Origin of the sequence: Methanobacterium sp., from assembly GCA_039666455.1 — an archaeon.
Classification (GTDB): Archaea; Methanobacteriota; Methanobacteria; order Methanobacteriales; family Methanobacteriaceae; genus Methanobacterium_D.
Genome location: JAVSLW010000056.1, coordinates 1 through 13,960, shown reverse-complemented (window position 1 = coordinate 13,960; position 13,960 = coordinate 1). Strand labels below are relative to the sequence as shown.

Genomic DNA, 13,960 nt, shown 5'->3' with positions numbered 1-13,960 from the left:
ATATAATTTCAAAATTGAAACTTGAATCTTTAGGAACCCTTTCCTGATTTCTGGGTTTTGCTTCAGATGTAATTCGATTAAGAGTATTTTCATATTTTACCTCTGCTCCACTCACCACATCATCAGTTTCTGCCCATTTTTCAATGGTTTTTGATGTAGGGAATGAGTCCCGTACTATAATTCTGGTAGGTCCCTGCAATTGCCCTCCATCCACTTCATCAGCAGAGATGCCAAATATATGACAGGGTAAACATTTACCGCATTTGCATACCTGACCTCTGGATGCAATGATATTTTGACTTGCCTCATTACTGTTCAGTTCCATCAATGACCTCATCTTTCCTTTAATGGATGATCCAGGTATATAAGGTAGATTGGATATAGAATCTCTGATTACAATACTGTCAATGCCTCCAATTTCTACTGATTCCTTTGCACCACCTATATGCATACCTGTTTCACATACAATTTCGCCTGAAATAACATAATTTTCTTTAAACATGTTCTCACCCGGATTTAGGATTATAAAATTTGTGATATGCTACCACTGCCTCTAAAAAATTTACCATTGTTTTAAAATTTTCTATCTTTTCTTCTTCTGTTCCTAAATCAACTTTTCCCATACAAACCATCATAAAATTGTAAAATGGTTTTTTAATAAGGTCTCTACCCACTGCATAGGCTAGTTTTGGTTTTAAAAGATAAAACTCAGTTTCTATTGCTTTCCACTCTTTTTTCTTTTCAAGGTCTCTTATTGCACCAAAAAATTTCCTTAGCTGGGTGGTATTGAGTGAGCTGCTGTTTTTAGCTATTATATCAGCATAACCTCCCTCATCAGCAAATTCTTTAGCGCTTAGATTTTTCAACATGTCTACTGCACTGATTTTTCCAATAATCTTTTTGATTTCTTCAGGATTATCCTGATTTCTTCTTCTACGTCCATTTACCATATTCTCACCTTGTCCTTAAACTTACCCAGGAAGCAGGAATCTTAATCCAGGGCATGAATTTTAAACCTTCTCTATTCATTTCTTCTTTAATTTGAAGATTTTTTACCGTCCTTAATTTATATTTAAATAGTGGAACGTATCTTTTTTTCTCTAAACGGATTTTATTGTTCTTATTCCATTCTTTAATATTATTAGCAGGTTTAAATGGGGTGAAAGTATCCTGCCACATCATTAGCATGGAATAAATCAAACTTTTAGATATTTTTTTGCTACCTGAAAGATTTTCTAACTTATAAGCGAAATATAGGAGATCTTTGAATCCTTTATATGGTTCCTGTGTTTCCCAACGCACTGTCTCATTAAAAAGGGTTATCATGTCTTTTCCACAATCTTTAGATACTGAAAGTGAATTATTTGCAAATTTAACTCCTCTTTCTGCAGGAAATTTAGGTCCTGCCAGGAAAACACCGGCAGAAATGCTAATATCCCTGTTTTGACAGGTCCATTCTTTAAATTCTCTTCGTAATTCACTGGCAAATTCTATGATGTGATCATAAGGACCAAAAACTAAAAGGTCATCGCCACCCGAATAAGTAATGTAAATTGTAGAAATAGCAGATTTTTCACATTCAGAACATACTTTACCTTCTTTTTCACGATAAACCTCAACAATTGATTCTTCTTCTCCAAAACTCAACTTTATTTTATCAAGAGCTACATTGTCCTGGCATGATGGACAAATATCTTCTAAAACCCTGTATTTTTCTGCAATGTGGTTAATGTATCCTGAAAAGAACAGATCCATAAATGAGCTTAAAGTGGATACTCTGGAAATTGAGGGGTTTTCTAATCCTTTAGAAAATATTTTACCCAGGTTGTCAACGTCCATTTTAAGAATTCCCATTTTATCAGTGCCTTTACTGATTTCTGCCAGATGACTGAAGTATAAAGTACCTTTAAGAGGATGTTGAGGGACTGTATTTCCCATAAAAGTAAATCCATAAGAAATATTGTTATATTCATCTAATTCTTCTGCTAAATTCAAATAATCGGAGCTATTTAGCCTTAAAACATCTATTTTTTCGTATTTAATGGCCAATTCTTTCAATTTATTAATTAGATGATTTCCTTTATGTTCAAAGTAATATCCAACTCCTAATTCTTGGAAATCCATTTTATTTTCAGGAGAAATAACTCTGATAATATAATCAGTGTTAGCAATCTTTCTTCCTAATGTTTCATGTTTTAGACATTCATCACAAAATAATTCACTGGATTTATAGCCTGATCCACAAACAGGACATGTCTGATACGGGGTTTGATTTTCATTTTTGAATAGATCTCCCAGAACTTCTTTAAACCTGGAACGTTTGTTTTTAAGATTTTCAAATGCTAAATCATCCATTATGCTACCAAAATCTTCTAAGTCTTCTCCAGCGCAAGATTTATTTGAAATAGCAAGGTAAAGCTCGGCATTGAACTTTTCAATGAAAATTGAATTTATTTCAGTTGAAACTTCACTTAAAACGTTTTTAGATTTTTGAGTATTGGGTAAAATCAGTATGAAATGACCCCCGCCACAAAAAAGGATATTTGCTGGCGTTAATTTCAAATCATTTATTATTCTGTTTACAATAGCATCATTTATCAGGTTTAGATAAAATGAACGCCCTCTAAGACGCTTGCTCATACCTTTTTGAGCTTCTTGTGGAGAAGAAATCTTATAAATAAATTTCTGGATTCCAGATATGTCTCCATTTACTACAAGGTAAGCATCTTCTCTATCAGAATATTTGAATTCTTTTTCTTGAGTATAATAGAATAAACAGGTGGCCAGTGCACTTGTAGTCTTCAAATGGTCAAATAAAGAAATATCCGGATGATCCACGTAAGCTGCAGAAGGCATAAGAGATGTGTATTTTCGAAGTAAGTAATAAATGGTGTTAAAGTCATCTTTATTTGTTAAAGATTCTATTTCTTTCTCAAATAATTCCCAAAGCTTTTTGTAATCTGGTTGAAGATTCCAACCAGCCATAATCTCCTTTTTAGTGGCTTGTGGTTTTATTTCATCGAAATTATCAATATTTAATTCTCTCAAAGGTAAATAGTACTCAGATGGTTGATTATTCTCATCAATTTTCACTTTAGAAAAAACAGAAATTAATGGCTCTTTTTTGACTTCATGTTTTCTGCTGGATTTTGATCTCTCCTTAGAAGAGTGATGATCTGCTTTTTGCAGAATTTTAGCTATTTCTGGATATTTGGATTTATCAGGGCGATGATGGTGTAAAACCAGGTCTTCAATCATGATGTCAAAATCAAATTTGGACATGAATGTTGCAGACCATTTGCTATGGGCTCCAGTTAGGCCATAATCCTCCTCTGAAAGTGTTTTATATTTTTTATGGGGTGTATTTCCTGCTCTTTGGGAAAATTTACCTATATCATGCAGCAGTGCTGCAAATTGTAGCTCTTTTAAATTCATTTTTACACCTGAAGCTTTAGATGATTAGATATTAAGCTTGGTATTGATTAGAGGATCAAATTAATAATTGTAAAAGTTCCATACATCAAATTTAAAGGTAAATCTTATATAATTTTCCATGATCAATTATTCATGATTTTAAAGTGTTGCTCAGGTTAAAAAGCAATATTTCTATATTTCAAATGTTAGACAGATTTAATATGAATGAAGTTTAAAATATTAATATTACATTAAAAAATGATGGCTGCATGGAAATGAAAACTAAAAGTATTATTATCATTGTTTTTGCCATTTTAATTCTAATTTCAGGCTTATTTCTTATTTTACCTAAACCTGTAAATCAACAAGGTTATGAAACAGAAATTTTAGCCGAAAATCTGGATACTCCCTGGGCCATTGATTTTCTCCCAGATGACAGAATGATCTTTACAGAGCGCGGTGGAAGAGTAAGTATTCTTGAAAATGGCACGCCCAAAGTAGTAGGAAACATTGATGTAGTTGAAATAGGTGAGTCTGGACTTTTGGGAATTGCAGTTGATCCTGAATTCAATACAAATAAATTTATATACCTACACAGCACAGGCCAAAATGGAAATATGGTTTCAAGATTCACCTTGAATGAAAGGTTAGAAAATGAAACCATACTCATTGATAACATTCCAGGTGCACAAATCCACAACGGCGGACGTATAAAATTCGGGCCTGATGGAAAATTGTATGTAACAACAGGAGATGCTAATAACCGTGTCTTAGCACAGGATACCCATTCCTTAGCTGGAAAAATACTCAGATTAAATAAAGATGGCTCAGTTCCTGAAGATAATCCCTTTGGTAATTATGTTTACTCCTATGGGCTTAGAAATCCCCAGGGAATCACATGGAATCCATTAACAAACGAGATGTATTCTTCTGATCATGGAGCAACAAGAAATGATGAAATAAATATCATTTTAAAGGGTGGAAATTATGGATGGCCCATTTACGAAGGTAATGAGTCTGCACCAGGTTACATTAAACCCTTAATAGTTTATACTGATTTCACCCTTGCCCCATCAGGAATAGCTTATCATAACGGCGCTCTTTATATTGCATGTCTACGGGGTTTGCAACTACGTAAAATCACGCTTTCAGCAGATGGTAGATCTGTAACTGGTGAAGAAGCGCTGCTTACTAATTTAGGAAGGATCAGAGAAGTTGTAGTTCATGAGGGATATCTTTACATTAGCACATCAAATAGAGATGGGAGAGGCATTCCTCAAGCTGGTGATGATAAGATTATAAGGATAAAAATCTGAAAAATGAAGTTAACCAAAATTCTCATTTATTATATCTACTTAGCAAAAATAAAAGCTAATTTATTATTTTCATCAAGTTAATGATTTAAATTTAAAAAAGAAAAAACAGTTGCCCTCAAACACATTGTGTTTGAGAACATGCAAAATTTTCAATTTTGCAAGATAATTTTATTACATCATTGGTGGCATTCCACCAGGCATTCCGCCCATGCCTTCCATACCTTCCATATCAGGACCTCTACCAGCACCGGTTGATGCGATAACGTCGTCAATACGGAGGATCATTTCTGCAGCTTCTGCAGCGGATTGAATGGCCTGTTTTTTAACTCTTTGTGGTTCGACAACGCCAGCTCGGTACATATCTCGTACATCACCTTCGAAAACGTCCAATCCCATGTAGAGTGATTTTTCATGAGCTGCCCTTAGATCAACGAGAGCGTCGATGCTGTCAAGTCCGGCGTTTTCAGCGAGTGTTTTTGGAACAATTTCTAATGCTTCAGCAAATGCTGAAACTGCTAATTGTTCTCTGCCGCTTATGGAGTCAGCGTATTCCTTTAATCCTTTGGATATTGCTATTTCAGGTGCCCCTCCACCAGCAACAACTTTTTTATCCTCTACTGTTGCTGTAACTACGCCAATAGCGTCGTCAACTGCTCTTTCAATTTCATCTACAACGTGGCTGGTTGAACCTCTGACCAGTATGGTAACAGCTTTAGGATCTTTACATTCTTCCACAAATATCATGTCTTCGCCAGATATTTTCTTTTCTGCTACTTTTCCAGCGTCTCCTAAGTCGCTGTATGAGAGATCTTCGATGTTGGTTACAACATTAGCGCCTGTTGCTTTGGAGAGTTTTTCCATGTCGGATTTTTTAACTCTTCTTACAGCCATGATTCCAGCTTTAGCCAGATAGTGCTGTGCAAGGTCGTCGATACCTTTTTGACAGAATAAAACATTTGCACCAGAGTCTTCGACTTTGTTGATCATGTCTTTGATCATCTGTTCTTCCTGTTCAATGAAAGCCTGCATCTGTGCAGGGTCTGTGATCCTGATTTCTGCATCCACTTCAGTCTCTTTAACTTCTATTGCAGAGTTTAAGAGTGCTATTTTTGCATCTTCTACTTTTGAAGGCATTCCTGGGTGTACTCTTTCTTTGTCAATAATTACGCCCTGAACCAGTGTAGATTCGTCTACAATTGCACCGTCTTTCTTCTCTATTTTAATATGATCAGTATCTATTTCTCCGTTTTCCTCTACCTGTTTAACAGCGCTTACAATGAGTTCAGCCAGCGGTTTTCTTGCTTTTTCAGTTCCTTTTCCAGTCATTGCTGTCATTGCTACTTTTAAGAGAGTGTCGCGGTCATCAGCGTCGATTGATATAACATTTAAGATTTCCTGGGCTTTTTCTGCTGCCTGTCTGTAACCCATAGCAATTATAGTTGGGTGAATATCCTGATCAAGTAACCCCTCTGCTTTTTTCAGTAATTCTCCAGCAATGATGACTGCTGTTGTTGTACCGTCGCCTACTTCGTCTTCCTGAGTTTTAGCAACTTCAACAAGCATTTTTGCAGCCGGATGTTCAATATCCATTTCCTTGAGGATGGTTACACCGTCGTTTGTAACTACAATATCTCCAAGGGAGTCTACAAGCATTTTGTCCATTCCCTTGGGGCCAAGAGTTGTTCTTATCGTTTCTGCAAGGACTTTCCCTGCCATGATGTTCATTCTTTGAGCGTCTCTTCCTAAAAATCTGTTGGTACCTTCTGGTAAAATTAAAATTGGCTGGTTTCCACCACTTAATTGTGCCACTATATCACCTCAAAATTTTTTTTTATTTTGTGGTTTGGAAATAGTATAATTTCCGCAACCTCTATTCTTTTGTATTTTATCAATGGGTTAGAGGTTCTATAAATAATTTTCGATTCAAAAATTAAATGATTTAAAAAGGTAATGAAGAAAAAATACCTTTTAAATACATTATTCCAATTACGTATTTTTTACTGATAGATCTGGCCCGGTAGTTTCTCTTTTGCATCCATGTAAAGATAGGTAATTACCAGAATAAAGTAAGGGGTTAATATTATTCCAACAAGTATGCTTAAAAAAGATCCCACAAACGGGATCAATTCTAAAACAAAACTTATACCCATTGCAATTGCCAGGTTAATACCTGCAACTAAAAAGACCTTTAATTTGTTTTTTGCAAAAACATTGATACTATCTTTAATTGAACCGATAATGGATTCTTTCCCTATTACAATAGACTGGTTAACTACCATAAAGGCCAGTGCCAGTAAGATAATACCCACAATTAATATAACTATTCCAAGTAATGTGACCACCAGTCCCAGAATATCAGAAACATTAAAGAGTATTAAACCCAAAATGAGTGGTAAGAAAAGTGCAGCAGCAATTAAGCCAGATATTATACTCACAAGTAGTACCTTAATGAAATACTTTTTCCCTTTTTTCCATGCAACTTCCAGATCAGGTTTCTGTCCTTCCAGTATTTTTTCTGCCATTCCTACAGTTGCAGCGTAGATAAATGAATTTATTAGAAGTAAAAGAACTACAGCAGCGATAATTACAAGTACAGAAATAATTACAGCATTTAATGTTATATCAGGAACTGATTCTGGCGTAATCATCCCGTTAATAAATAATTGAGACCATTGAGGTCCTAAAAATCCAAACATTATTATTAAAGCAGCTGCTAACGTTATCAAAGTTATTAAAACTGTCCCCACAAGAGATGGAATTACAATGTTCAGGTTTTCTTTTAAATCATCAAAAGATCTGGAATAATAATCTCCAATATCCATAAAATACCTCCAATTGATTTATATCTAAATAATAGTAATCACTTATATAAATAGTATATTATTGATGGTTTCAGCTGGGAAAAGCAAAAAATAAATAGAAAAAGTTTTATGGTGGGGCAGTACCACCACGTTTAACAGCTGTATAAATTAATCCTATAGAATAAGTGCCGTCTTCAGTATATGAAGGTATTGTCAGTCTCTGCCCGGCAGTATTCCAGACATGTGGCGTGCCTGCACCCGGACTTGCCTTATTCATGTTATCGTATATTTTCACTGAACTTGTTGAAACTTGCACAAAATTGCCAGTATTGTTGTTTTTAATGTAGTAATTGTTTAATATAGGTATATTATCAATGGCAGTGCTACTTGTAAATGCAGTTGCGTTTGTTTTAGCGTATAAGTCTATTCTAACATTTCCAGTATTATTTATCGTGTAATTAGGAGACGATACATTGTAAGTACCTGCAGAGACATTGCCAAATGATACTGGAGTTTGAACACTAATAGCGATGGCTTCAGGTACTGTAACAATTACCTGCTGGTTTACAGGGTTAGCAGACACCTGGTTATCTCCTGCAGCATACGCTGTCACTAAAAGCATTGCGGCCATTAATAGACCTATACCTAATATTTTTTGTTTCGTTTTCTCACATCCGGTTTTATTTGGAATATGATTTGTTTAAAAAATTATTATTTCCTTTCAATTTTGATTTTAACTGGAGATCCAATTTCTTTTTTCCTGATAATCCATACTGCTAACGCTAAAATTAAAATAATTATTAACCATACTGGAATAACAAAAATTGTATTGTTGGTAACCAGAGTTTTATCCTGCCTATATCTTCCATAGTTAATCACTGTTTTTGCATTGTAAATGCCGAACTCTGCAAATCCAGGAACCCATTGAGCTTTAAGATAATAATCATCTTCAGGGAACACGCCTCCTTCTATTGGAATTTTTTGACCACCTATTAGCCCACTAATTTCAATATTTCCAGTCATATTAGCATATACAGTTCCATTATTTCTAACATGATACATAAAATCTCCTGGCATGTATGAGATAAGCACAACTGGCGCATCGTGCTCTAAAAGTTCCAGAGATTCAATTATTGGACCAGGTATACCTGCAACAATTGTAATAACCAGTTGAATAGCCTGTTGAACACCAAATTGGGGCTGACTCCCTTCTGAAAGTACTGGTACTCCCTTAGCGGTGATAGCTCCAAGTGCATCATTATAACTGAATTGTGATGGTGCATTTATAGTAAAGGGCACTGCTTTCTTCTCTCCAGGTTTGAGTATGAAGTTAGCTGGTGTATTAATTGTAATCCAGTTTGCTATTCCACTATCTGCAAATTCCAGATGAATGTTATCCATTAAAAGTCTTTTCCCCTCAAGTGTAACGTTCATATCCACATTACCAATATTTTCCAGTATAAATTGCCCAGAAACAGTTCTGGTATCGTTTAAGTTATAACCAAAGGTAGAGGGAGTTGCAAGAAGTCCTCCAGCCATTACTGGAGCTTGCAGACTAATGATCAAGATTAATATAATAATAATTGATAATGGTTTCATTTGTTTGAAGATAAATCCACCTCCAGATAAAAAAAAGGGAAAAAATAGATTAGTTATATTACCATGTAGGTGCTGGACGGTTGTGTCTAACTGCTGCATATGTTACTGTTGAGTTATAGTAACCATCGTCGGTGTATGATGGTATATTTACTCTTAATGGTATACTTATAGTTGCACCTGCTGGTCCAGTATTTTGAGGTATTTTCCAGTTGTTAATTGCCTTTGTAAAAGTTGTAGCGAAGTTCACAAAATTACCGGTCTCATTGCTTCTGTACTGGAATGTATTTAAAGTATCATTAGAATAGCTGGAATTTGTATTTGGAATATTAGATCCGGTGCTTGATTTAAGATATACATCTATTCGTCCGTTTGATTTAGAAGTTACAGTATTATTTCCAAGAGTACTGTTTAAAAAGTACAGTTCAGTTGCTGCATCTGTGCTAGCCCAACTATTGTTTACCAAACTAAGAGTTTGAAGAGCAAGAACATCTGCAATGTTTATACTTGCAGTTTGAGTTGTATTGTTAGCTGCTACAGGATTGTCTCCTGCTGCATATGCTGCCACTAAAAGCACTGCCACCATTAATGGAACTATGCCCAATATTTTTTGTTTCATTTTCTCACATCCAGATTTTATTATGGAATAATTGAATCTAATTACAATGGATAAACAATATGTGACAATAATCACATCCTATTCATCACAATTGCATAATACAGTGATATTCATAACCAATATATATAATTTTTGTGTTATTTTGGTGAAACACTATTTAAAAATACATTAAAAAAATTCTAACCCTGAACTTCCCTTCCTTTATTAATAAATAAATATAATAATATTAATAATCATGAAATTCCATAAAATAAAGAAGTTCCGGTGTAGAAACTGACTTCAAACTTTTGAAACTTTAAGTGGCAGTGTAAATTACTGTTGTGCTGTAAACCCCTGGATCGGTATATCTTGGCACAGTTAAATAATAATTCATAGTATAATTAGCATCATATATTAAAAAATAGTTGTACTCATGTATAAGCTGATTGGTGGTGGTAAACGGCCTTTTTGTAACATATCCTGGGCAGTCAAATTGAAAATTATTTAACGGAATTATCTGGGAGGAGTTTGCACTGTTTACAAAATCACCAGACGCACGAACAAACAAATTACCACTGAATCCCCATGCCCTTATGCGGGCAGTTGTCACACCAGTAAATGTACGTTCAACACCGTCTGCATCAACACTTCCAAGATTAACACTTGTAGGAGTTACTGTAAGACTAACCCAAACTGACATGGGCCGAACAGGAGCATCGACTGATGCATCAATTGTCTGATTTGTTGAATCAGTGCTATTTGTAATGTTAGCTGAATCATTAGTTATATTCACTGCAGAAACAGCAAATAAACTAATAACAATCATAAATAAAAGCAGTGTTGCTAATATTGTGCCATCATGCTCATTCATGTTAATACATCCCTGATTTAGTATCATAGCTGCAGAAAGTTGCATGTAAATCCATGTGTGAAAATAATCACCCTAATATATCTATACGCCCTATAATATGTGACACTATTCTCTTATTTATAAAGAGGATATATAAATATTTAGGGGCTAAGCTATTTGAGGTGATAGATGTTTTTTTAGAAGAAGTTCATGAAACAACACCTGTAAATATGAAAAAAGAACTGTTTATTCTCCTTGATGAGGCTCATTACGATAAAGAATGGTCCAGGGCAGATAAAATATTGTATGACCAGAGCAAAAAATATTTCTTATATTCACCAGTTCTGCATTAAATTTCAAGATGAATATTGATGCTGCAAGGAGAATAAAAGAAAGAACCGGTATTTCCAATGTCTTGCAGATCTTTTTCCTCTGGATGCGAAATGTTGCAGGAATTCTCTATTTTCTGTGGTAAGGCACATACTTTTTTTGTTCTGACATCCACCAGGCAGAGAAAACAAAATAATTTAATACATTACATGTATAGTTTAAAATTATGTCTCCTGATGATACTAAGATGTGTACCAACTTTCCCTGTATAAATGTGGGAAAAACCATTGGGGATGTTGAAGAAATGCTCGCCAAGAAGGCTCATGTTTTTGCCACCATAGATTACGTATACGTGGTGAATGATGAAAATCTACTGCAGGGTATAATTTCGATTAAGAAGGTTTTCAGTACTCAAGACAATGATACACGCGTGGAAGATGTTATGAAAAGGGATTTGATTACAGTCAATCCCGAAACTGAGCAGGAAAGAATAGTTTATCTGGCTCTTTCCCATGGACTGAAAGCTTTGCCAGTGGTTGATGATGAAACCCATCTACTGGGGATAGTATCCTTTGATAAAATACTTAAAACCTTTAATCAAGAGGTTAAAAATGATATTCTTAGATTCGGAGGTATATTCCACCGAGTAGGTGATGAATACAACTCCATAAGCTCTAACGCATCAGTGATGATAAAATCAAGAGTGCCCTGGCTTATAATCGGTGTTCTGGGTGGAACTGTGGCAGCTTCAGTTGTAAGTAGTTTTGAGGATGTCTTAAGTAAATTTCTGGTTTTAGCTGCCTTCATTCCTGTCCTGGTATATATGAGCGATGCGGTGGGAACCCAATCAGAAGCTTTAATCATTAGAAGTGTAGCTATCAACCCGGAACTTTCCGTGAGCCGTTACATTTTAAGAGAATTTAAAATCGCAGCCATGCTGGCCATTATCTGCGGAATACTAATCAGCCTGGTTGCAACCATTGGCTGGGGCACCTACTTTTTAGGAGTCATAGTTGGTTTCTCCATGTTTTTAAGCATAATTGCGGCTGTTTCTATCTCCACCTTCCTTCCTTTGGTATTTAAAAGGTTTAATTACGATCCAGCAGTTGCCACAGGACCTCTTGCCACCATAATCAGTGATATAACCACTTTAGTTATCTACTTCACGGTGGCTATCCTGTTCCTGGACTTCTTATAAAAAGCATTGATCCTTCACTACTCAATAGCCATTGCTGCCTGGAGAATGATTGTAAATGTGCTGCATACGGTAATTTGCAGAAAAAAGAGCAAGATATCCATCCTTACGGTCAGGTGCTTCTCTTCACCTTCCGGAAAATGAAGATGCTTACCTTGCGGGGATGGCACTTGCTAAAGAACTTAAAAAAGGACTATCAGGTAATATGAAACTCATCCCCGGACCAGTTAGAAGAAAACAAAATTTTCAAAAAAAAAGTTCCAATCTATATAAGATTTCTCTCATTATTTCTTTTTCTGTTCAATTTAAGAGGGTCAGCACTTACTCCAATTGAAATCCTTTAAAGAATATCAGAAATATAAAATAGCTATTAATTAAAATGCCAGTTAAAAATATGGATTTAATATTAAATGTAGCATATTTAGTAGCTGTTTTTCTATCTAAAGGCATTTTTAGCAGCCCTATTATTCCTAAACTTAAGGGAATTAATGAAATAAATGTAAGCATCTTGAAATCTAAAATTGAAGGGAAAAATCCGGTAAATGAAATAAGACTAAATGATATAGTCATTATTATTGCAGAAATTCCAATAAGCTTAAAACCAAATTTACGGCCGTTAGCTACAACCAAAGTGATTTTACCTCCTAATTTGTCCCCTTCCATATCTGGAATATTAGCACTATTAGTTAAAAAGAGTCTTGAAAAAGCAAGAGGTATAGTGAAAATTAACATAGGAACAGTTAATGTCCCCATTAAAGTAAAGAATCCTGCAGAAGGTAGTAAAATTCCATAGAGTGCATTTGAAAATTCGCCAAGTCGATTGTATGATAGCTTTAGAGGAGGGGCAGTATAAAACCAGGCTAAAAAATTACCAAATACTGCTAACAAGAAGAATTCAATGGGGTATGAAAAAATAAATGTAAAAACAGCTGCAAGTATTATTGAAGAAAAATTAAGTGCAATAGCAAATTTTTTTGAAAATGACTTTAATTCTGGATTTTCAATTAGTATACCACTACCTCCTGAAACTGGACTCGGTCCAAAGAAGCTGTCTGTTTTAGAGTCATAATAATCATTACTATAATGAACAGCAAGGTGACATAGTAACAGAACTGAATATCCCATTATAAATTTGGTTAAACTAAATTCAGCATTGAAAAGAATAGCTAATAAGGATCCTATAACAAAAAGCAAAAATCCGTCCAGTAAAAACATCGGTCTTCCTAATTTAATGATTTTTATTATAGTCTCCCTATCATAATTCATACTATTAATTAGATATAGTAATATATAAATATTTTTCTTGATAGAAATCTAAAATTAGGTGCTGAGCAGATTTTTGGAAATAGAAAGCTATCGAAAATTTAATCAATAACAATTCCTTTTAAAATGTGGAATATAGCAAATTAAAAGTTTGTTGCCTGCATACTAACTCACTGGTTCACAGGTAGATAACCCTTTCCTCCCCGAGCAACCCTCGAAGCAGGCAGTCTGTCCAGTGCTGGGTTTCTCCTAATCACAGAAGGCTCAGCCAACCTCATAGAAGGACCGTAGGCACCAGTCAAATGATGATATGACAATGAATACTTTGTAATTTGTTAAGATATATTTTTTGTTTGGATCTTTTAAAAGTTTAAGATCCCTACAACACTCACTTTCGTGAAATTATTATTATGTTATATATATTTATTAAAATAAAGATTTTTGAAATAATGTACAGCTTGTAAGAAGAAAGGCCGGCGACGTCTTGAGGTTCCCATAGAAACACTACAGTACAGCTCAAATCGCTGGAGGACTTTACTTCTGGGATCGAAACGAGTCCAGGTGTGGCCCCTCCGCTATGGTCGCCGTGCCAGTGAT

General features: G+C 34.9%; 13 protein-coding genes and 1 rRNA gene. 3 read left to right on the top strand and 11 right to left on the bottom strand.

What is annotated here, in order from left to right; translation table 11 throughout:
* The 3 genes from csm3 to cas10 form a co-directional block, all read right to left on the bottom strand.
* Window positions 1-502: type III-A CRISPR-associated RAMP protein Csm3 (csm3, locus tag PQ963_11070; protein ID MEN4030200.1), on the bottom strand; the 502-nt coding region annotated here is incomplete at its 3' end.
* 4 nt (window positions 503-506) lie between these two features.
* Window positions 507-950, bottom strand: a complete 444-nt coding sequence (csm2, locus tag PQ963_11065) for a type III-A CRISPR-associated protein Csm2 (protein ID MEN4030199.1) — start codon at window positions 948-950, stop codon at window positions 507-509.
* A 4-nt stretch (window positions 951-954) separates the two neighbouring features.
* Entirely contained in the window at window positions 955-3,435 is a 2,481-nt protein-coding gene (gene cas10, locus PQ963_11060; protein MEN4030198.1) for a type III-A CRISPR-associated protein Cas10/Csm1, read from the bottom strand.
* A gap of 248 nt (window positions 3,436-3,683) precedes the next feature.
* On the opposite strand from cas10, the gene PQ963_11055 reads away from it, so the two are divergent.
* Window positions 3,684-4,730 (top strand): PQQ-dependent sugar dehydrogenase, encoded by a 1,047-nt coding sequence (locus tag PQ963_11055; GenBank protein ID MEN4030197.1) that lies wholly within the window; start codon window positions 3,684-3,686, stop codon window positions 4,728-4,730.
* A 171-nt stretch (window positions 4,731-4,901) separates the two neighbouring features.
* Here PQ963_11055 and thsA read toward each other — a convergent pair whose 3' ends face one another.
* From thsA to PQ963_11025, 6 genes are all read right to left on the bottom strand, one after another.
* Window positions 4,902-6,539 (bottom strand): thermosome subunit alpha, encoded by a 1,638-nt coding sequence (gene thsA / locus PQ963_11050; protein ID MEN4030196.1) that lies wholly within the window; start codon window positions 6,537-6,539, stop codon window positions 4,902-4,904.
* A gap of 188 nt (window positions 6,540-6,727) precedes the next feature.
* Window positions 6,728-7,552, bottom strand: coding sequence for a hypothetical protein (locus tag PQ963_11045; protein ID MEN4030195.1), 825 nt, complete (start codon window positions 7,550-7,552; stop codon window positions 6,728-6,730).
* Between the two features lie 106 nt (window positions 7,553-7,658).
* A complete protein-coding gene (locus PQ963_11040; GenBank protein ID MEN4030194.1) occupies window positions 7,659-8,162 on the bottom strand; it encodes a hypothetical protein in 504 nt (167 codons plus the stop codon).
* Window positions 8,163-8,242: 80 nt separating this feature from the next.
* Window positions 8,243-9,070: a hypothetical protein gene (locus PQ963_11035; protein ID MEN4030193.1), complete on the bottom strand. Its 828-nt coding sequence runs from the start codon at window positions 9,068-9,070 to the stop codon at window positions 8,243-8,245.
* Window positions 9,071-9,188: 118 nt separating this feature from the next.
* A complete protein-coding gene (locus PQ963_11030; protein ID MEN4030192.1) occupies window positions 9,189-9,746 on the bottom strand; it encodes a hypothetical protein in 558 nt (185 codons plus the stop codon).
* Between the two features lie 295 nt (window positions 9,747-10,041).
* Window positions 10,042-10,596, bottom strand: a complete 555-nt coding sequence (locus PQ963_11025) for a hypothetical protein (GenBank protein MEN4030191.1) — start codon at window positions 10,594-10,596, stop codon at window positions 10,042-10,044.
* A gap of 161 nt (window positions 10,597-10,757) precedes the next feature.
* On the opposite strand from PQ963_11025, the gene PQ963_11020 reads away from it, so the two are divergent.
* Entirely contained in the window at window positions 10,758-10,928 is a 171-nt protein-coding gene (locus PQ963_11020; protein MEN4030190.1) for a hypothetical protein, read from the top strand.
* A gap of 224 nt (window positions 10,929-11,152) precedes the next feature.
* Window positions 11,153-12,103, top strand: a complete 951-nt coding sequence (locus tag PQ963_11015) for a magnesium transporter (protein MEN4030189.1) — start codon at window positions 11,153-11,155, stop codon at window positions 12,101-12,103.
* Between the two features lie 318 nt (window positions 12,104-12,421).
* Here the strand turns inward: PQ963_11015 and PQ963_11010 are convergent, their stop codons facing one another.
* Window positions 12,422-13,315: a prenyltransferase gene (locus tag PQ963_11010; GenBank protein MEN4030188.1), complete on the bottom strand. Its 894-nt coding sequence runs from the start codon at window positions 13,313-13,315 to the stop codon at window positions 12,422-12,424.
* A gap of 519 nt (window positions 13,316-13,834) precedes the next feature.
* A 5S ribosomal RNA gene (gene rrf, locus PQ963_11005) occupies window positions 13,835-13,952 on the bottom strand.
* Between the last annotated feature and the right edge of the window lie 8 nt (window positions 13,953-13,960).